This window comes from Aquisphaera insulae (assembly GCF_011064615.1).
GTDB lineage: Bacteria > Planctomycetota > Planctomycetia > Isosphaerales > Isosphaeraceae > Aquisphaera > Aquisphaera insulae.
This window is the reverse complement of sequence record NZ_JAALJH010000030.1, coordinates 1-20,806: the sequence shown is the minus strand read 5'-3', so window position 1 is coordinate 20,806 and position 20,806 is coordinate 1. Positions and strand designations below refer to the sequence as shown.

At 67.4% G+C, this 20,806-nt stretch carries 11 protein-coding genes; 4 read left to right on the top strand and 7 right to left on the bottom strand.

Going from position 1 to position 20,806, the window contains the following annotated elements:
* Positions 1-15: 15 nt before the first annotated feature.
* The 3 genes from G6O54_RS17070 to pyk all read right to left on the bottom strand — a co-directional run bounded on the left by G6O54_RS17070 (position 16) and on the right by pyk (position 9,026).
* On the bottom strand, positions 16-5,418 hold the full coding sequence (locus tag G6O54_RS17070; RefSeq protein ID WP_165226869.1) for a patatin-like phospholipase family protein: 5,403 nt from the start codon (positions 5,416-5,418) through the stop codon (positions 16-18).
* A 354-nt stretch (positions 5,419-5,772) separates the two neighbouring features.
* Positions 5,773-7,485, bottom strand: coding sequence for a glycoside hydrolase family 140 protein (locus G6O54_RS17065; RefSeq protein ID WP_165226868.1), 1,713 nt, complete (start codon positions 7,483-7,485; stop codon positions 5,773-5,775).
* 38 nt (positions 7,486-7,523) lie between these two features.
* Positions 7,524-9,026, bottom strand: a complete 1,503-nt coding sequence (gene pyk / locus G6O54_RS17060; RefSeq protein ID WP_165226867.1) for a pyruvate kinase — start codon at positions 9,024-9,026, stop codon at positions 7,524-7,526.
* 252 nt (positions 9,027-9,278) lie between these two features.
* Here pyk and G6O54_RS17055 point away from each other — a divergent pair, with 252 nt between their 5' ends.
* The 3 genes from G6O54_RS17055 (at position 9,279) to G6O54_RS17045 (ending at position 14,971) form a co-directional block, all read left to right on the top strand.
* Positions 9,279-11,234, top strand: coding sequence for a hypothetical protein (locus tag G6O54_RS17055; protein ID WP_165226866.1), 1,956 nt, complete (start codon positions 9,279-9,281; stop codon positions 11,232-11,234).
* 95 nt (positions 11,235-11,329) lie between these two features.
* Complete coding sequence (locus tag G6O54_RS17050; RefSeq protein ID WP_165226865.1) at positions 11,330-12,334, top strand: hypothetical protein; 1,005 nt, start codon at positions 11,330-11,332, stop codon at positions 12,332-12,334.
* A 273-nt stretch (positions 12,335-12,607) separates the two neighbouring features.
* Positions 12,608-14,971 carry a TRAFAC clade GTPase domain-containing protein gene (locus G6O54_RS17045; protein ID WP_165226864.1) on the top strand — a complete coding sequence of 788 codons (2,364 nt, stop codon included), beginning with the start codon at positions 12,608-12,610 and terminating at the stop codon, positions 14,969-14,971.
* 159 nt (positions 14,972-15,130) lie between these two features.
* Here G6O54_RS17045 and G6O54_RS17040 read toward each other — a convergent pair whose 3' ends face one another.
* The 4 genes from G6O54_RS17040 to ribB all read right to left on the bottom strand — a co-directional run bounded on the left by G6O54_RS17040 (position 15,131) and on the right by ribB (position 18,887).
* Positions 15,131-16,534, bottom strand: coding sequence for a redoxin family protein (locus G6O54_RS17040; protein ID WP_165226863.1), 1,404 nt, complete (start codon positions 16,532-16,534; stop codon positions 15,131-15,133).
* Between the two features lie 206 nt (positions 16,535-16,740).
* On the bottom strand, positions 16,741-17,169 hold the full coding sequence (locus G6O54_RS17035) for a VOC family protein (RefSeq protein WP_165226862.1): 429 nt from the start codon (positions 17,167-17,169) through the stop codon (positions 16,741-16,743).
* Positions 17,170-17,284: 115 nt separating this feature from the next.
* Positions 17,285-17,530, bottom strand: coding sequence for a GlsB/YeaQ/YmgE family stress response membrane protein (locus tag G6O54_RS17030; RefSeq protein WP_165226861.1), 246 nt, complete (start codon positions 17,528-17,530; stop codon positions 17,285-17,287).
* Positions 17,531-17,594: 64 nt separating this feature from the next.
* Positions 17,595-18,887 (bottom strand): 3,4-dihydroxy-2-butanone-4-phosphate synthase, encoded by a 1,293-nt coding sequence (gene ribB / locus G6O54_RS17025; protein WP_165226860.1) that lies wholly within the window; start codon positions 18,885-18,887, stop codon positions 17,595-17,597.
* Positions 18,888-19,438: 551 nt separating this feature from the next.
* Between ribB and G6O54_RS17020 the strand changes: the two genes are divergently transcribed.
* Positions 19,439-20,047: a Uma2 family endonuclease gene (locus tag G6O54_RS17020; RefSeq protein WP_165226859.1), complete on the top strand. Its 609-nt coding sequence runs from the start codon at positions 19,439-19,441 to the stop codon at positions 20,045-20,047.
* The last annotated feature ends 759 nt before the right edge of the window (positions 20,048-20,806 follow it).

The window sequence follows — 20,806 nt, the reverse complement described above, 5'->3', positions numbered from 1 at the left end:
GGGCCGCGAGCGGACTCACTTCGGCATCCGGGCGAACCACCAGTCGCGGACCAGCTCGCGGCGCCGCATGTTGTTGAAGACGTTCGTGTAGAGCTTCTTGGTCTCCCCGAGGCCGTCCACCGCGCCCGTGGCCGGGTCGTCGAACCTCAGCTTCTTGAGCTCCTCCAGGTAGATGGAATTGAGCTGCATCATGTAGTTGTTGACCGCATCGGTTGGACTCTGCTGCTTGTCCTGCTCGTAGCGGACATTGGCCAGCAACTGTCTCCGCTGGATGTCTTCCCGCACCTGGAAGGTCATCACGTTGCGGAAGAGGTCGTCCCCGAATTCGAGGCCCATGCCGCGCCTGATCTTCTCCCTCGCCTCGTTGGTGAGCTTCCAGCTCGTCGATGCGGGGACGGGGCACTCGAAGACGACGGTCCGGAAGAAATCAGGGTCGTCCCTGGACGTCTTCCGCGCGCTCATCAGCTCGTCGAACAGCTCGATTTGCTCATCGTTGCGGAAGGACATGCTCCACTCGCGGGCGTTGGAGATCCCGTTCAGCGGCGTGGTGATCGGATAGGCGCCGGGATCCAGGACGTCGGGCATGACGTTCCAGGTCAGGCGAGGGAGCATGCTCGATTCGGTCGATTCCGTCTCCTTGGGCACGTCGAACCCGAGCTCCGATCGCGTGTCCTGGCTGACGCTGTCGCGGATCTGGATGATGAGGACCCCCGAGGTGTTGTCCTCGATCCAGTCCCGCATCTCGGTCAGCCATTGCGCCGCGATGTTCACCCCGTAATTGTCATAATATCCGGCATCCACGACCCGCCGAGGAGGCTTCGTCGGCAGGCTGGCGGCCGGAGACACGAACGGGAAGGTCGCGCTCATCCTGGCGGCGGTGCTGATCTGGAACCTGGCCGCATTGGGGAAGAGGCGGAAGAACTCCACGGCCGACAGCGAGTAGAGCGCATCATTGGCCCGTTCGTAAGGTTCCCGGGGTCGCAGGTCCCGGACATAGGTCGGATCGACCTTCCTTGTCTCCGTGTCCCATTCCATGAGCAATCGGCCATAGTTCCGGGTGGCGAAGCCCAGGTCCAGGTTCGAGATCAGCAATCGGCGGCCGTCCTCGACCATCATCGGCGTGAAGATCAGCGACGGGCACCAGCCGGCTCGCTCGCCGGCGGCGAGATCGCGGAGGCTTCGCGCGAACTTGCTGGCATTCGGGTCGCCGAATCCGTCGGCCGTGATCCGCTTCCAGGTCTCCTCGAGTCTCCGGCCGCGATCGGTGCCCCTCCGGACGGGATTCAAGAGCGCGGGGATGTCGTTGAAGGCGAGACAGCCGGCGACGGAGTTCAGTTGGTCCTCGGCCAGGGATTCGACCCATCTCGCGAGATCCCGCGCCTCCTTCCCGGCCTCGAGCGCCAGCCGCCTCTCGGCCGGGGAAGGGAGGCTGGCCACATAATGGGCCGCCGACACCATGCCACCCGACGCCCCCGTGATCAGCCGCACGTGGTAGGGGAAGGTCGGGCCGAGGTCCCGCTCGAGGCTCGCCAGGACCGTCGCGGTCCAGACCGAGGCGCGGATCCCTCCGCCGCTGACCGCGACGACCACGAGGGGGGGGCGAGAATTCTTCGTCGTATTCAAGGGCGCCCGATCGGACAGCTCGCCCGAACTCTGGGCCTCGCTTTCACTCCGCGTCCCATTCGCCTTCACTGCCTTCTTGAATGCTGGCTGCTTCTCCGTATCGAGCGCATCGTCCTTCCAGGCCTCCAGGACGTCCTGGTTGTCGAGCGTGGACAGGATCTCCCAGGTGCCGTGTTTCCCCACGAGAAATTCACGGGCTTCCCTCCGCTCACGGAGTGTATCGGCCCTCTGGCCCGGAGCCCGTTCCCAATTCAGGTCGAGCTCGACCCGGCTGATCCCCCGTCGGGCCGGTCCGACACGCGCGATGCGGACCGTCGCGGACTCCGGGAGGTCGCCTTGGTGCTCACCGGGCCAGCGGAGGATCAGGAGGTCGCCGTCACGGACCCTCTCGCCCCGTGCCAGATCGACCGCCAGCTCCCTGGGATGGCCCTGATAGATCCCCCTTCGATACGACGTCCTCAGCGAGAGGTCAACGTTGGGGGGAGGATTCTCGCCCTCGACATGGAGCCGATCTCGGACGATATCCCTGAGAGATTCTGCGCTCAGCGTCATGGACGTGGGCAGATTCTGGAACTGCTCGGAACCGACGGCGAAGGTGCCCAAGGTAATCGGACGGGATGGCACGCCCTCCCTCGAACTCGAGGGGTAATGTTCGAGGACGTAGCAATCCCCGCCCCCTCCGCTGCTCTTCGTGTCCTCGTCCGTCTTTCGGGCCCAGGCCACTGCGTCCTCATACCGCGCGAGAGCGACCGAGGGCTCGGAAGACTCCATCCCCACAGACTGACCTTCGACCGTCCCCGGAAGCACCGCCGGTCCTGAAGCGACGGCACAATCCTTCGTCGTCCCGCCGGAGGTCGGGGGCCACTCACTCGGCGTCAGGACGAGATGTGATTCATCCAATTGATCTCGAACGGCACCCTTGATGTGCTCCGCATCGAGCACGCTTTTCAGGGTCTGGTCATCGATGAAGTCCTCGAGTCCTCCGACCTCCAGCACCAGGGGAGAATCGGGCAGGAGCTTGCTCGTCCGCTCGAGAGTCAGCTTCTCGAAAACGGCGGCGACCCGAGCCGAGGTCTGGACCGGCAAAGGCGGCATCAAGACTCCGGTTAATTTGATCTCAATGTCGTCACCCTCCGGCGCGACCACGAAGGATGGGCCTCCATTCTTGGGAACTTTCCGGCACTCCAGGAGTGAGGATCGGGTTCGAGCGGTCCCTTTGTCCGACGCCTGTTCCCACGTCACCGCGCTATCGAATCGAAGCCGCAACGCGGAGCAGTTCCTGAACGTCCATTGCCAGAACTTGTGTTTCAGACGTACGGGCTGACTGAACCCGCCCGGGACGTTCGTCAGCCGAGGTGCCTTCAACTTGAGGGTCAAGGACCCGTTCGCGTTCTCGATGCTGAGCGACTTCTCCACGATGTAGAGCGCGAGCCGGTCCCCCGCCGCGGCACGGAAGCAATTCGCCTTGTCCTTCAACTCGAGCAACAGCCTGGGTGACATCGTCTTCGGGTCCAGTCCGATCCGGGGCTGGTAGACGATGGCCCTGGGGAGCCGCTCGACGCGCTTGCCGGCCCCTTCGCTCCATTCCTCGAAGTAGTCCTGGCTGAAGAGCTTGACGACCGAGGACGTCGTCGACCGGAAGTAGGCCTGGGAATTGAGCTCCGCCGGGAAGTAGGCCGGATTGTCCCGCCCGCCGAGCTCCGGGTAGAACTCCTCCATCCCGGGGAACTGGAGCTTGTACTGGTTCGGCTCCACCAGCCAGGCGTTCCCGTTCAGCAACAGGGGCACGAGAATAACGAGGGAGGCCAGGATCGAGCCGCGGTTGCTGCTGAACTTCACCAGCATGTAGAGCGCGGCCACCGTGCCGAGCACCAGGGCCAGGGACGCGCCGGCCGGCAGGAACGACTGGATCCGCTCCGGCAGGCCGGCGTAGAAGGTCGCGAATGCGACGAAGGCGAGGACCGAGGACGCCGGATAGATGCGGCCCACGGACCGGCCCTCTCGCGAACGATGGCCCTGGGGCATACTCGCCAGCCGTCTCAGGAAGGCGGAACCGGACATGATCAGCGCGATGCAGAGCAACGACGACGCGATCAGCGCCCAAACCACGGGACGCGCATCCTTGGGCAGCAGGAACGGTACGAAAGCCCCGTTGACCCCAAGAACGACGATCAGGGCTATCATCGCCTTCCGTCGCCCGGCGGGCACGGGCGCGATGAGGGCCACGATGGCCACGCTCGCGCAGATGGCGGCCACCCAATGGTGAGTCCAGTTCGCGGCATTGGCCAGGAATGCAAGACCCAGGGCCACGCACAGCGCCGCGAGGATCATTCCGAAGGATGAAAGTTGCCTCGAGTTCGCCGCCGTGGCCACATGGAACGGAACCACCCAGATCATGAAATAGACCGCCAGCAGCCCTGCCGCCAGGAGAGCCACCAGCGCAGCCCAGGCCAGTTGCTCCCAGTCCGGCGACGAGGCCGCCAACCAGATCCGGTATCCGACGACCGCCGTCAAGATCACGAGAGCGGCCAGGATGACCCATTCCGGGTGGACTCGAATGCTCTGGATGAGCCTCCCCGTGCGGGAGTCCCTGAGATACCTCCCGATCCGCAGCAAGGGAGCGATCGATCCCCGGCGTGATTCCGGAATCAACCACCGCCAGTGGATCAATCCGGCGATCAGGAGGGCCAACGTGAGCTCGAGACTCAGGGCCCCCCAGCCGGAATTCGGGATGAACCGCACTCCGGGGAGCTGAATCCGATGGGGGAATAGAAGCGACACGACGGCGATCAGCAGATGAATGAGCAGGAAAGCGACGCAGATCGATCGCCCCAGGGCCCTCCAGTGTCCGCGACTGCTCAGGTCAATCCCGGCCCCGTCGGCGGCATCCGCGGTGCTCCTCGCGGCATCCAACGCGCTGAGGCCCGCGCCGTACGGGGCGTCCCACGCCCCCTTGTTGAATTCGAAGATCCGAGCCGTGGTGAGACCGGTCAGCCAGACGGCCGCGAGTGCCCCCACGGAGACCCCCAGGAACCAGGCGGCAACCCGCACCGCCTGCGCGGCGTCGGTCACGAACAGGGGGAAGACCCCGACGAGCATGACCTCGGGGATCGCATAGGTCGCCACGACGGCCGGAGCGAAGAGCAGCCGAAACCACGGACTCTTTAACACTCCGCTCAATTCCGAATTCGCCTCGGCCCGCTGCGCATGGTGTTCCTCGTGCAATTCCTCGATTTCACCCAGGATCGCGGCGCATCGATCGCGGTTAAGTTGCTGGAAGAGTTCATTCCCCAATGCTCGGCGAGCAAACGCCCGCGCCCACGGTGGAAGCCAACTCGCGACTACGAGCACCGTCCTTGTCGCGATCTCCAGTGATTTCATCCAGCCGAAGCCCTGGGCATCCAGGATGAAGTACTGGACGATCAGCGAGAGCACGAGCAGGGAGAGCAGGACCCCCAGCTCGAAGGCGATGAGGGGATTGTTCTCCAGGAACAGGTCCTGCATCCCGAATCCCTTGCCGACGACCCCCCACACGATCAGCATCAGCGACAGCAAGACCACCGAGGGCACGGGATAGCGAAACGCCCAGAGCGTGAAGTCGCGCACCGGCCGGAACCTTATCCGCGGGATCGAGATCGACCAGAGCCCACCGATCATCAGGACCAGGACCAGTGATTTCGGCACATCGGCGGTGCCCTCCCACAACATCGCCCCGGCTCGCGTCGGGAAGGAACTCAGGAAGAGGACGAATTCACGCCATACATCAAGCCAGGACTGGGCGATCTGATCGATCATCGAGTCGTCCTCTTACGAAGGCTCGATTTGCTTCCGATGTGCTATGTCAGTTTATTCAAACCCATTTCCCGACCCAGATCACGCAAAATCTTGAAAAACCAGGACGAAACGTGGCAATGCTCGAACAGGATATGGCGATCGTATGACTTAACGCGGCTGAGACTGCTCGTAGCGGAACGTTTCAACCACATGCAGGTGGCGCAGCCGAACGCGACGGATACACCCCCGTCCTGCACGCAGCCGCCCCGAGGGAGGGATGAAACGCCGATGAGCACTCGAGATCGGGCGACGCGACCCGGTCGAGGGCCATGAGGCCAGGACCGGCTCCGGTGCGGCCCGGACCCCGGGGTCGAATCACCGTGGCGTCGCCGCCTCCGGCTTCACCACCAGAACCCAGTCGCCCTTCGTCCCCGCCGGCGGCTCGACCTGCGCCGCCCCCGCCGCATCGGCCTGGACGGGTGGGCCATCGATGGTCGTCCCCTGCACGGGATCGAAGACGCTCCGCGTGAAGCGTCCGCCCGGCGCCAGGTGAGTCAGGCGGACGGCGCGAGCGAGCGGGACGTAGGTGATCCGGACGTCGCCGGGGATGCCGGCCGTGTACGGCTCCTCGGCCGGGAGGTGATTTTCGGAGCCGGCCCAGGTTGCCCATTCGGGATGGGGCTCGAACCGGGGCCAGGGATAGCGCTCGAGGAACTGTTTCCCCTGGCCGATCTGCTTCGAGCCGGGGAGATTCATGGCCTCGTCCCAGGGGATAAGGCCGTAGTTGCCCCCGTGGGGGGACTTGCCGTAGGGCTGGTCGCGGCGGTTGAGCTGCCAGATGCCGTTGGCGCCATAGGTGTGGCCGGCGGCGCCGGAGAGGACGCAGCTCCAGAACATCATGCGGGGGATCTCCGCCGGGATCGTCCCCAGCAACGCCTCATAGGCGACCTCGCCGTTGACCACCGGCATGATCGGCCTCGCCTCGAGCGACGCCCGCAGGGCGTGGATCGTGGGCGCGAGGACTTCGCGCTGGCCGTGGCCGGTCTGGAGCATGTCGAAGTCGAACAACCCCTGGTCGGGATAGAGGAGCCGGCCGCTCAGCGGCTCGATCCCGGTCGGGTGGACGGTCATCAGGCGGCCGAGCCCGTTGATCGACCGGGCATAGCGGATCACCTCTTCCCAGTCCTTCGTCTGCTTCTCGCCCCCTTTCGGGAACCCCGGCTCGAGGTAGTACGGCAGGTTCACCTCGCCGGCCATGCACCAGACCACGGGGAGGGCGCCGTAGCGAGCGATCACGTAGCGGACGTGCCGCTTCATCGCGTCGATGCCGGTCCAGGGGAGATGATAGCCCCAGGCCATGACGACGCACGGGAGGAGCTCGTGATCGACGAGCTCGTTGAGGCGAGCGTCGGCGCGGTCGAAGTACTCGGGCCGGATGGTCGTGTATTTCTCGGCCCAGGGGAACCCGGCCTCGTTCCTGCCTCGCGGATCGAAGGCGGGCATGTCAGGGTAGAGGCCCGCGACGATCTGGACGACGTTGAATCCCTTCGCGTGACGGTCCGCCGCCAGGGTCCGGAACTCGTCCGGGAAACGGAGTCGATCGCAGAGCCCCATCCACCAGGTATCGCCCAGCCAGAGGAACGGCGTGCCGTCGGCCTGCTCGAGGTGCCGGCGGTCCGCGGCCACGCGGAGCGGCCCGTGGCGATAGAGCGAGTTCGTCCCGGCACCCGGGACGATCTCAACCTCGCCTTTCACCTCGTGCAGGCCGACCTCTCCGGTCTTGTTGCACGACGTGACGAACCGGTGCACCCCGACCTCGGGCGACGCATAGCGGATCTTCCAGGCATTGCCGCCGGCCCAGAAGCCCGGAATCCTGATCGACTTCCCCGACGGCGTGGTGAAGGTGGCGTCCACCTCGACGCTCCGGAACGGATCGGCGATCGGATGGCCGGCGTCGAGGGCGATCTCGACCACTCGGTTGGTTTCCCCTTTCCTCGCCGTGGGCGAGTCCGCACGGGCCCAGGCGGCGAGCGTCAGCAGGACCGGGAAGGCGACGACAGGCGCGAGGCGGGAGAGGTTGGCTCGCATGGCAGGTCGGCTCCGGATGGGGTTTCAGGACTTCTCGGTCACTCCACCTCGTGGACGAGGAGGGCGTTGTGGTTGGGGTTGTTGGGGATCACGCCGCGGACGATCACGAGGTGGTCTCCCGAATTGATCAGGTCGTGGGTGCGGCACCACTCGTCGGCGAAGGCGAGGACCTGACCGGTCTGGAAGAGCTCCGGGATGTGGAGCGGGGTGACGCCCCAGTAGAGGGACATCGCCCGCGCGACCTCGACGTCGTCGGTCAGCGCCAGCGTCGGGGAGGCGTTGCGATGCTTGGACACGGCGAGCGCGGTCCGGCCGGAATGGGTGGCCACGACCATCAGGGCGGCCTTGAGCCGACGGCTGACCGTGCTGGCGGCGTCCACGATCGCGTCGGTGACCGGGAGCACCTGGCTGACCCGGGCGACGGCCCCGGTCTCGCCGTCCTTCTTCCCCCCCCTCACCGCGCAGCAGGTGAAGGGGATGCCCCCGGGGTTGCCGGAGAAGATCAGGTGCTCCGCCTCGCGGCAGATCTTGCTCATGGTGGAGACCGCCGCGACCGGGTATTCGCCGATGGCCGTCTCGCCGGAGAGCATCACCGCGTCGGTGCCGTCGAGCACGGCGTTGAAGACGTCCGAGGCCTCGGCCCGGGTGGGCCGGCTCGAGGTCTCCATGCTGTTGAGCATCTGGGTCGCCGTGATCACCGGCACCCGCGCCTTGCGACAGGCGTCGATGATCTGCTTCTGCACCGTCGGCACCTTCTCGACGTCGATCTCGACCCCGAGGTCCCCGCGGGCCACCATCACGGCGTCGGTCACGTCGACGATGGCCTCCAGGTTGGCCACCGCCTGCGGCTTCTCGATCTTGGCGACGATCCGGGCCCGGCAGCCGCGCTTCTCCAGCTCATGGCGGAGTCGCGTCACGTCCTCCGGACGGCGGACGAACGAGAGGCCGACGTAACCCACCGAGTGCGTGGCCGTCCAGTCGAGGTCCGCCAGGTCCTTCTCGGTGAGCGCCTCCACGCTCAGGGCCGCGCTCGGCACGTTGATCCCCTGGTGCGACCGGATCCGGCCGGGCAGGGTCACCTTGAGCTGCGCCCACCCCTCCCCCTTCGCCGTCACCTCCATCCCCACCGTGCCGTCGGCGAACAGGACCGCCTGGCCGACCTCCAGGTCGTCCGGCAGATCCTTGTAGGTGCAGCTCAGCTCGTGAGGATCGTCCGCCCCCTTTTGCTCGCTCGACAGGCGGAACTCGGCGCCGAAGTCGCACTCGACCGCCCCCCCCGGCAGGTCGCCGAGCCGGATCTTGGGCCCGCACAGATCCTGAAGCACGCAGACCTGCCGCTGCATCTCATCGGAAATCCGCCGGATGTTCGTCAGCGACTCGGTGTGATCGTCGTGCGTCCCGTGCGAGAAATTAAGCCGAAAAACATCCACGCCAGCATTGATCAACTTGCGGATCATCTCCGGGCTACGCGAGGCCGGGCCGAGGGTGGCCACGATCTTGGTGCGAACCTGCCCGAGCGGCTCGAGGAATGAATCGGTCATGGATCGAGGAGACTCCTTCATGCATGCGTGCCGACGCGGCCTCCCTGGGAACCGCATGGGCGGGTATCATAACCGCAGCCGGACCGGCGCTGAAACCCGGCTAACTCCTCCAAGCCTAATCTTCACAACAACATAAGTGGTCAGATCTGGGGATCCGGGTAAGATCGGGGCCGCGAATGCGAGTATAATTCGGACGTGTCTGGTTCGGCCGTTCGGTCGGGTCGCATCCGCGGTCGGAAGTCTGGGGGTCGGATGAAGCGTACATTCGCCCTGGTCGTGCTGCTTGCCGCCCTGGGCGTGCTGAGCAAGCTTGCGCTCAAACCGCGGCCGATCGCGCCGGTCGACGCGATGCCGGGGCCCGAGTCCGCCCAGGGTCAATCCCCATCCTCGACCGTCCCGGACGTCCAGGCGACCCTGCTCACGCGCCACCGGGGCGGGTCGGCGGAGGATCGTCGGTTGGTGGCCCGGGTCGCGGACCGATTCCGGCAGACGGCGGTCGCGATCGACCAGAGCGACGGCCTGCGCGGACTCCGGCTGCTGGACCGGCTCGATCTCGAGGCGGTCTACCTCTACGAGAAGCATCCCGCCGAGTTTCGCCGCCTCCGGGACATGCTCGACGACGCCTCGGCGGCCGACCTGCTGCTCCACTGGCGGGAGTATTTCGGCCTGAAAAGGGCGGATGACACGGATCGGGGGATCCTGATCGCCGAGCTGGCCGGCCTTTCGCCGTCCCACCGACGACTGGCCGCCCGTTATCCCAGCGCCTTGCCCCTCATCCTTGCGGATCCCGAGGGACTGACCGAGCTGTTCGGGAGCATCGGCGACGACGAGAAGGAGCTCGCCGAATCCCTCACCCTGCTGAGCCTGATCAGCCTGGAGAGCGGGGCCTCCGACCTCCGTGCCGCGATCCGGACGGTCGAGAATCACCGGACCCTGGCGCTCGACGCGTTCCGCCGCCACGGGCTCGAGGGGTTCGCCATGGTGGGCCTCTACGGCCCGGTCCTGGAGGCCATGGGCGGTGCCCTGCCCCTGGACCAGGCCCTGATCCTGCTCCAGGTGAATTCGGACTACGTCGACGAACTCTTGCGGACCCACCGGCCCGAGACGATCGCCGGCCACCTCGGCCACGTCGCCTCTCGCGGCCTGGTCGAGGCGGTCGGGGGCAGCCCCAACGGCCTCCGCCTGGTCGTCGAGTTCGGGGCGTCGGGCGAGAAGGCGGTGGAGAAGGCCGGCCCCGACGCGGCCGACGTGGTCTTCGACGATTTCGCCCCCGGGGTCCTGCGAAACCGGGCCGTCGCGGCCCTGGGCGAGCACGGCCCGATGGCGCTCGTCATCCTGGACAAGTACGCGACCGACCCGGGCTTCCAGGAGATCCTCCGGGCCCACGGGCCCGCCGTGATCCCGCCGATCGCCGCGGCCGACACCGGCCCGGAAGCCCTCGCCTATCTCCAGGGGAAGGAGAAGCGGACTCTCGGCGAGTCCCTGGCCAAGCTCGCCCTGCTGGCCACGGGCGACAACGGGCAGGCTGTGATCGGCACCATCAAGAAGGATGGGATCGAACGCGTGGAGAGCCTGGCGAGCAGCCAGGTGGGCTTCTACCAGTTCCTCCCCCTCTACGACGTGAGCCATCTGGCGAACGTCCTGGCCCGGGGCTACTCGCCGACGTCCGGCGAGATGACCTGGGCCCTCATCGACGGCTGCTTCGTGGTGGCCGACGTCCTCAGCCTGGCGGCTGTCCAGCCGGAGGGTGCCGCCGCCGCGGAGCTCGCCCGATCCGAGGTCAAGGCCGCCGTCCGCGAGGGGTCTCGGTCGATCGGCCGCGACCTCGCCGAGGCCGGCACGGCCGCCGCGGGCAAGGCCGCCTCCGCGGGCGCCGCCGGGGCCTCGCGGAAGCTCGGCCGGTGGTGGGCCGTGCGGTCGGCCGGCGGATTCTATCGAATCCTCGAACGCCTCCCCGACGCGCTACCGAAGCTGAGCCTGGAGCAGGTGGCGAACCTTGGCCGCCCCCTCTGTGCCAAGGCCGGGCTCCGCCTCAGCGCATGGAAACCGGTGCAGCTCCTCCGCGACGGCGCGGCCGTCGCCTTCCGGATCCCGCCCGAGAAGGGGCTGAAGTATCTGGGTGCCCAGGTCTTGCAGGCCTCCGTGGGCGTGGTCGGAATCCAGAAGATGGAGGAGCACCTCTCCTCCCGACGCCCGCGCGGCGGCTGACCGCGGAAGCCATACCTCCCCCGAACTCCCCGGCCTCGACGAGCGTACTCATCGTCGAGTGCGCCGTTCCGACATACGAAAGTGAGGCGAAGGGCATGCGATCCTCGAACACGATCCTCCGCGGCCGGCTCCTCGCCCTGATCGTCGCCGGTGCGGCCGCGACGTGCCTGATTCCCGGCGGGGTCGTCCGGGCCGGGAAGCTCTCCTGGCTCGACGACGTCGTCCGCGAGGTCATCGCCGAGACGAAGGCCGGCGGCAAGGCCGTCCTCCGCGGCGGCGAGGCGGCGCGGGCCGAGGCCCGTGGCGCCGGCCGGCTCTTCGTTCGCCACGACGCCGAGGAGGGACTGGAGCAGCTCGTCAAGCGATCCGACGACCTGGCGCGGGCCGGCCGAAAGCTCGAGCAGCCGTCCGAGGCCCTTCTCGAGGGCCGGTTCGCCCGCCTGCTCAGTCATGACGCCGAGGCGGCTCGCTCCTTCCGGGGCCTCAAGCCGGCGGAGAAGCGGCTCGTGGTGGAGATGGGCGAGGCCGCCCAGCGGCTGGCCCGCCGCTATCCGCAGGAGGCGGAGGCCATGGCCCGCCAGCTCGGTCCCGAGGGGTTGACGGCCGTCCGGGTCTTCGGCGACGACGTGGCCGAGGTGATCGCCAAGGAGGGCCCGGAGAGCCTGAACGTCCTCCGCAAGACCGGCCGCGGCGGCTGGGAGTTCTTCACGAGCCAGGTCCTCCCTCACAAGAAGAAGCTGCTCGCCGCGGGCGTCCTGGCCGCGTTCCTCGCCGATCCCGACAAGTTCGTCGATTATGCCGGCAAGGCCACCGAGTACGCCGCCCACGAGTTCGCCCGCGCCGGCATCAGCCTGGCCACCGCCGTCGGCTCCGGCGCCGCCTCGGGTCTCGAGTCCTCCATCGGCGCGGCCCTCGCCGCCCGCGGCCTGAACCAGCCGGCCTTCCGCTATGCCGGCATGGCCCTCGCCAGCGTCATCGCCATCGCCGCGCTGTTCGTCCTGGTGGGTATCCCGGTGCGGATCATCCTGCGGCCGTTTACGATCGGATTCGGCATCGTGAATCGTCTCTTCAAGAGCCTCGCGGGGATTCGCACCACCTGAGCCGTACTCAATTGCGAATGCCTTGTCTCTTCTGAAATCAACGTCTTGATGGGCATGGCCGCGGGTTGCGATCTCGAGAAAGCGGGTGTCAAAAGAACTTCCTAACAGCAAGAAATGCTCTCGACGCGATTGCCACACTGCCGAATCCTTGAACGATGCGCCGCGCCGAACTCGACGGTCGGCGCGACCTCACATCCAGGTCGACGCACCAATCGGCGAGACATATCGTAACGGGAAGGGACTTCCGTATAGCCCCCTGGGGCCGGTCGGACGATGACGGAGCCGGAGAAGACACGCCTGGATGCCCTTGAGGCCCGCCTGACGGGACCGAAGAAGATCGCGCTCTTCGGGCACCGCAACGTGGGCAAGACCACGCTGCTGGCGATGCTCTATCGCGAGGCGGCCGGCGGGAATGTGCCGGGCGTCCGGCTGGCGGCGGCGGACGCCCAGAGCGCGGAGTACCTCGCGGAGAAGATCGCCCAGATCGAGTCCGGGCAGCCGATGGCCGGGACGCTCGCCGAGACCGAGCTGCACCTGAGGCTCTATCACGGGCCGGCCCGATTCGACATCGTCGTCAAGGACTACCAGGGCGAGCACGTCACCCTCGGCTCCGACGAGCCGATCCAGGAGTTCTTCGCGGGCTGCGACGCCGTGCTCTTCTGCCTCGATCCCGAGGGCTCCGCCAGCCCGGCGGAACGAAGGCGACGCCAGCAGGAGGTGGAGAACCTCCTGGAGCGCTACATCGAGCGCTCGGAGGACCTCAGCACCGATCGGCCGGTGGCCCTGCTCCTGACCAAGTTCGACCGCGTGATCGCCGAGGAGGTCGACGGCCGCGACACGGACGAGGCCCCTGCCCTCGCCGGCCCGTTCGTCGAGCGGATCGTCGACGAGCGGTACGGGATGACCCGCCACGCGCTCCGGCAGCACGCACCGGACAGCGCGATCTTCGCCGTGAGTGCCTACGGGCCGGGCTCGACGGGGAACCGGCCCCCAGCGCTGCTCCGGCCGATGGGCCTGGAAGGGCCGCTCGCCTGGCTGGCCGAACGCATCGAGGAACGCGACCGCGCCCAGATGGAATGGCTCTGGGAGATCGCCCCGAAGGACGTGCCTCGGCTCGAGCGCTGCGTCGCGGCCTATGAGCGGCGATATCCGCGGTCGAACCGATCGTACGAGTTCCGCGGCCGGCTCAAGGGTCTCTCGAAGCGCCGCGGCCGGGGCCGACTCCTCCGAATCGCCGCCATCGTCGCGGGGATCGTCCTGGTCGCGGCCGGCTATGACTTCTGGGGCTATCGCCGCGCCGAGGCGTTCGAGCGCCAGGCCGGGAACTCCCCGCCGTCGATCGCCCGCCGCTGGACCGAGCTCGTGGCGGCCCATCCGTCCTTGCCGTTCTTCTTCCCCGCGCTGGCCCGCCAGGCGGAGCTGCGGAAGGCGGAATGGGCCGTCAAGGCGGCCGACACCCAGGTGGCCGTCGGCACCGCGCCGGCCGACCTGGAGCGGCACCTCGAGGGGATCAAGGAGCAGGCGCCGCAGCTCGCGCCTGCGATCCGCAAGGTCGAGGAGGCGCGCGAGCAGTCCAGGCACGAGGTCCGCTGGAAGGACGTCCGTGCCGGGGCCCTCTCGCTCGCGGCCATCGACGAGCCCGAGGGTCCGCTCGCCGAGCTCGACGCCTTCCTCCGCGAGTTCCCCGACACCGCGCACCGCGCCGAGGTCATGGAGCTGGCGAAGACGCTCAAGGACCAGGTGGCCGCGCGGCGGACGGCCGTCGAGCGGCGGCTGGTGGACGACCTGGCCCGCTCCGAATCGCTCCCCAACGCCTCATTCCCGGACCTGATCGAGAAGGCCCGCCAGTTCCTGGCGGACCACCCCGACAGCAGCTATCAGGGCGAAGTTCAAGCGAAGCTCGACGGCTACGTCAAGAAGCTCGACGAGCGCGACATCGAGCGCGCCCGGGACTACTCCCGCCGCTACCCGACGAACTTCGCGACGCGCATCGAGCGGTTCCAGGACTACCTGAAATCCCACCAGGCCGGCGGCCTCTACCTGGGCGAGGCGATGGAGGCCCGGGACCGGATCCTCCGCGAGTGGGACGGCCACGCCTACCGCCAGGCTTATGACCACGCCGCGGCCCACCCCGACGACGTCGCCGAGATCGCCCGCCGGCTCCGGGATTACGTCCGCGATCACCCCGACGGCCAGTACGTCGCGGACGCGAAGTCCTACCTGGAGTGGTGGGACAAAATCTCGATCCCCGGCGAGTATCGGGTCACGCTCCGCCGCGGCGAGGTCGAGCCGACCGTGGGCAAGTATTTCTCGGGCGGGGCGCCCGACCTGGGCGTCGTCCTGGACGTGGGCGGCGTGACCTACGGTCCCTCCTCGGTGATCCGCGACTCGCACCGACCGATCTGGGATTACACCTTCCCGCGGCCGATCGTCTGGAAGCTGGGCGACCCGATCACGATCCGGATCATCGATTACGACTGGTCCGCCAGCGAGATCTACAACCTGAACTCCCCCCACGGCGACCCGCTCGCCATGCGACTCCTCTCCGGCACGGTGCGGCCGTCAAAGGGAGGCGCCACGATGCTGGTCTTCACCTCCGACTTCGACATCCCGACCCTGCCGCGGCCCTCGGAATAGGGACGAGGGGCGAGGGGCGAGGGGCGAGGGGCGAGGAGGACGGGGGGGAACGACGAAGCCTGGCCGGTTCCATCGATCGCCCCACTCCCGTCCCAAGCCCTGTCAACCGATCTCAGTCTCCCCGTCCCTTCCTCCTCGCCCCTCACCCCTCGCCCCTATTTACTTGCCCTTTTTCGGGGCGAGCGGCTTGCCGGCGAGGAGGGATTCGATCTCCTCGGTCAGCTTTTGGCGGATGTCCGGGGCGAAGCCGACGTGGACGGATTGAACGATCCCCTTCTCGTCCAGGACCGCGAGCGTGGGGAAGGCCTCGACCTCGAACGCCTTGGCGATCGTCCCGCTGGGATCGAGGGCGATCTGGCCGACCGGAGTGCCGGTGAGGTCGATCTTCTTCTCGGCCAGGGTCTTCTCGACGAGCTTCCGGACCTCGCTCAGCTCGGACGGCTCCGAGTCCGCGCTGAGCGCGACGACGGCGACGTTCTTCTTCTCCTTGGCGAGGGCCTCGATCAGCTTCTGGATCTCCGGCAGCTCGGCCATGCAGGGGGGGCACCAGGTGGCCCAGAAATCGATCACCACCACCTTGCCCGCGAGCTCGGCCTTGGTCACGGTCTTCGTCTTGCCGGCGCCATCGAGCACGGTGAGCGTGAAGTCCGGCGCGGGGCTACCGATCTTCGCACTCGCGGCGAACTTCGGCTCCTCCTCGCCCCCCTGCCGCTCCATCAGGTCCTTGACCTTCGAGTAGTCCTTGGGGATATCGAGGGCGAACTTGAGGTCCTTCGCGTCGGCCTTCACCTTGCCGGCGATCCAGCCGAATTGCTCGATCGTGACCTTCTGGCCCGCCGGGGCGCTCTTCGCCAGGGCACTCGGATCGACGTCGAAGTCAATCCGCGTGAGCAGCTTCGTGGCGGGGTCGATGACCAGCTTCAGGTCCGGGCCCTCCTGCTGATCGATGACGACGACGGGCCCCGGCGACTTCGGATTCGCCGGCGCGAGCTGGAGCGACCCGCCGAGCTGGTCGAGGGACGCGACCGGATCGGCCGAGGTCAGCATGTTGAGCAGCACGAACATCGGCGCGCCGGTGATGCCGCCGAAGAGGATGGCCCCGGTCGGCCCCTGGCGAAACGTCTCGAAATTGATCGCCTCCGGGGCATCGACCGTCGTGTACTTCTTGAGCGGAACGACGGCCGTGGTCATGGTCTTGCCGTCGCTGACCAGGTGCACGGGCCCGGCGTCCAGGTCCAGCTTGTTGGGGCGGACGAAGGCCAGCTTGAGCGGGAGCGTCTGCTTGTTGACCTTCTCGCCGATGGTCATGGAGACCGTGAACTGCCCCTCGTCCGCATACGAGCCCAGCGCCTTGTAGGCCCTGCCCACCTCTTCGAGGAGGGCCTTCGCTTTGGGATCGGCCGGTTTCTGGCCCGCCGCCGCCTTCGCCTTCGGCTCGACGCCGGGGGGCTGGGCCCGGAGCGAATCTTGCGGGAAGACGAGGCCGGCCGCGAGGGCCAGGGTGCCGGTGATCGCGACCAGGCCCTTGCGGCTGGCGACCGGGTTATGGGGCGAGAGCGACATGAGCGCAACCTTCCAGCAAGAGCTGAGGACCCGCGACCGGGCCCTGAGCCGACTGCTCGCCCGACCGTGCGCGCCGGAGCGGCCGGCGGCACGATCATTGTAGACGCGGAGCGGGTTGCTCGTCGAGCGAGGCGGATATGGGCTGGCCCGGACCTCGGGGCACCTCGGATCGACGGCCCGGCGGGCGGATCGACGGCCCGGGCTCGTCAGCTCGACTCGCCGGGGACCATGACCATCCACTCGATCCCGAATTGGTCCTTGAGCATCCCGAAGCAGGGCGACCAGAAGGTCTTCGTCAGCGCCATGAGCACGCGGCCGCCGTCGGTCAGGCCATCGAACGCCTCGCGGGCCTCCGCCTCGGTCGGGACGGAGAGCGCCAGGTGGAACCCATCGGAGTTGGCTCCGTCGTTGCAGCCGTCGGCCATCATCAGCCGTACGCCCTTCACCACGACGGTCGCGTGCATGACTTTCTTCTCGAAGCCCGCCTGCAGCATCCCTTCCGGGGTCGGGTCCGGACTTTCCTCGAATCGCATGAGGAACTCGACCGTGGCGCCAAGAGCCTTGCCGTAGAACGCAATGGCCTCGTCGCAACGGCCGCCGAAGAACAGATAGGGCGTGATCGTCGTTCCGGTCATCCGAGGTCCCCCATGGCTCTGCATCCGTCCGCCGTGGGCTCCCGGCGGCCGATCCGCCGGGTTGCGCCGCACCTGGTCGAGCGGGGGGACCACGTTTCGACATCGTGGCGGCGAATCACCGCCGCTTCTTGAGCTGCCGAAGCCCTGCAATCAGCACGACCGCCCCGAGCGTCGCCGTGATCAGGCTGCCGAGCAACCCGCTGGCCGAGAACCCGAGGAGGCCGATCAGGAACCCGCCGAGGATCGCGCCGACCACCCCGATGATGAGGTCGCCGACGACCCCCTTGTTGTCGGTCTTCATGATCTGCCCGGCGAGCCAGCCGGCGGCGATGCCGATGAGGATGAACCAGATCAGTTGCATGGGAGGACCTTGGAGGAACAGGGTGACGAGTGGTCATGAGCGGTCGCGGACGTCGCGGCCCGGCTCAGTCCGCCCGCAAGCCCTGGATCGAGCCATTCGGTGCCTCGGCGGATGACGAGCAGGACGCGGCCCCCTCGCCGCAGCAGGGACGCGGCGGGAGGAGATGGCCCATCTTGTCGCGCTTGGCATCGAGGTACTTCTGACGCTCGGCGACGACCGGCGCGATGATGGGGACCTGATCGACGACGGTCAGGTCGTAACCATAATACACGAAAGCGTCGGTCTTCTTCGGATTATTCGTCAGCAGGCGGACCTTCGTCAGGCCCAGGTCCTTGAGGATCTGGAGGCCGATGCCATAGTCGCGGAGGTCCGCCCGGTGGCCCAGGGCGAGGTTCGCCTGGACGGTGTCCATGCCGCCGTCCTGGAGGTTGTAGGCCCGGATCTTCTCGATCAGGCCGATGCCGCGCCCCTCCTGAGGCAGGTAGATGAGCGCGCCGGCCCCCTCGTCGGCGATCATGGCGAGCGCCATGTGGAGCTGGTCGCCGCAATCGCAGCGGAGCGAGTCGAGCAGGTCGCCGGTGAAGCACGAGGAATGCAGCCGGACCAGGGGGGCCTCGGCCGAGGCGAGATCGCCCATGACGATGGCGACCGGCTCGTTGCCGGGCTCGTGCTGGACCGTGTAGGCGATGATCCGGCCGGGGCCGTAGCGGGTGGGCAGGTCCGCCTCGGTGGCCCGGGTGACGAGCTTCTCGCGGAGCCGACGGTACTTGATCAGAGACTCGATCGAGACGATCGGCAGGTCGTGCGCCCGGGCGATCTCCCGGAGCTTCTCCCGGCCCGCCATCCGGATGCCGTCGGTGATCTCGCAGATGACGGCCGCGGGCGTCAGGCCCGCCAGCCGGGCGAGGTCGACGGCCGCCTCGGTGTGCCCCGCGCGACGGAGCACGCCCCCTTCCTTGGCCACCAGCGGGAACATGTGACCGGGCCGCGAGAGGTCGCCGGGCTTCGTGGCCGGGTCGACGATCGCCCGGACCGTGATCGCGCGTGCCTCCGCGCTGATGCCGGTGCCGCTGCTGACGTGATCGACGGGCACGGTGTACGACGTCTTGTGCAGGGCCGTGTTGTGATCCACCATCATCGGCAGCCGGAGCCGTTCCGCCACCTCCGGCAGGATCGGCATGCAGACCTGCCCGCGCCCCTCCGCGATCATGAACGCGATGATCTCCGGCGTGACCTTCTCCGCGGCCACGACGAAATCCCCCTCGTTCTCGCGGTCCGCGTCATCCACGACGATGATCACCCGCCCTTCCTTCAGGGCGGAGATCGCCTCCTCGATCTTCGAAAGCTCGTCCGTCATCTCCCCGGCCTCTCTGTCGGCTCCTCGAACGGCCCGGGTCGGGGCTGATTCCCCACCTGGCGTCGGCCGTCGAGTCATCAGATTGTACAGGAGGAGTGAACCCCGATCGCAGGCCGGGCCGGAAGAGACCACAGCATGCATGAATCCACCCCGGATCGCGTCCATACTACACCGACGTCAAGGCGTAAGATTCCGCTCACCACTCGGGATACTTCCTTGGTCCTTGACGCCGCAAAGACGGCCCTGCTGGGTCCTGTCCCGCGAGGGTCTTCGTGTCGAGCGTGAGCATGCCGTGGTATCATCCGCGTGGACACCGTGACGCGTGGAGAGCCCGTGACCTCCCGCGAGCGTTCGGCGGAGGGTAAGCCCGTGACGGCCACATGGACCGCAGGAAAGGCGGTACGACGAGGGCGGACGCCGGAATGGCATCGCCCCCTGCGGTTCCGGCCCTTGAAGCTGGACCCGCTCAGCGCGGCCATCATCCGCGGCCTGGTCGAGGAGTCTCCGGCCTCCTCCTCTCGTCCTCGTCCCTCGATGAGAGGCGGTGCCTGATGTCCACGACGACGACCGGCCAGCCCATCCCTTCCTCCTCGCCCCTCACCGCGGCCCCGCCGGGCCGGATCAGCCTGGCAGAGTACGAGGGGTGGATCGATTCGGGGGCGATCGAGGAAGACGCGCCGATCGAGCTGTTCGAGGGAAGGATCGTCCGAAAGATAACCAAGGGACGAAGGCACTGCGCGTCATCCTATCACACACGCCGGGCACTCGAGCGAATCCTGCCCGCGGGATGGCATGTGGCCCCCGAGGCGCCGGTCCGGATGCCGGCGTCCGCGGGGTTGCCGGAGCCGGACCTGTCCGTGACGCGGGGTGCCGTCGATGATTACGAGGTCCGCGACCCGGGCCCCGCCGACGTCGCCCTGGTCGTGGAAGTCGGTGACAGCTCATTTATCGAGGATCGCCGCCGGGCGGCGGTCTTCCTGGCCGAGGGCTATCCCGAGTACTGGATCATCAACGTCCAAGACCGCCAGCTCGAGGTGTTCCGCCGCGGCTCGGCGCCCGAAGTCCTCGCCGAGTCCGACGTGGCGGAGCTGATACTCGACGGGGACCCTGTCGGGAAAATCGCCGTTGCCGACATGCTGCCGCGCCGCAAGGCCGACTGAGTGGAGAGTTCGCTGGATCGGATGCGAGTGGTCGCGCACCCAGAATTGAGGATTTGGGGAGGCCGTCGAATGCGCCCCACCTACGGATCCTCGAGATGACTTGCCTTGAGTGCCTGGCCTTCGATGCCCCGAATCAGCTCAAGGGGCGGAGGCGGGTGGGGGTGGCGCGATGAAAGTTGAGTATGGACTGCCCCACAGTCGGGACCTGGACGTGACGGTTTCTGTTGCGCCTGACGTGGCCCGCGATGCGGTCGGGAACCAGGCCCCGGCGCGATCGCCAGCCGGCGCCTGGCTCGGCAGGAGCCTCGCCCTCCCTTCCGGAGAATAGCCGCTCCCAGCCCGGGAGGGCGAGGCTCCTGCCGAGCCAGGCGCCGGCCGCATGGATCGATGGCCATGGATCGATGGCCACGTGGATCGATGGCCACGGGATCGATGGATCGATGGCCACGATGGATCGATGGCCACGGGATCGATGGATCGATGGCCACGATGGATCGATGGCCACGCGATGGATCGATGGCCACGCACCCAAAATGGGCAGACTGGGAAAACATGGATCGATGGCCACGCACCCAAAGACTGGGAAAACATGGATCGATGGCCACGCACCCAAAATGGGCAGACTGGGAAAACAGGGGAGGCCGTCGGTCTTCAAACGCTGACTGAGCGGTCTTCGGCCGCTCGTTTTCGCACAGCATCGTGATCCCATCCCGAGGTCATGCAACTCCCGCGATCGGCTCCGAATCGCTCCGCGCCCGC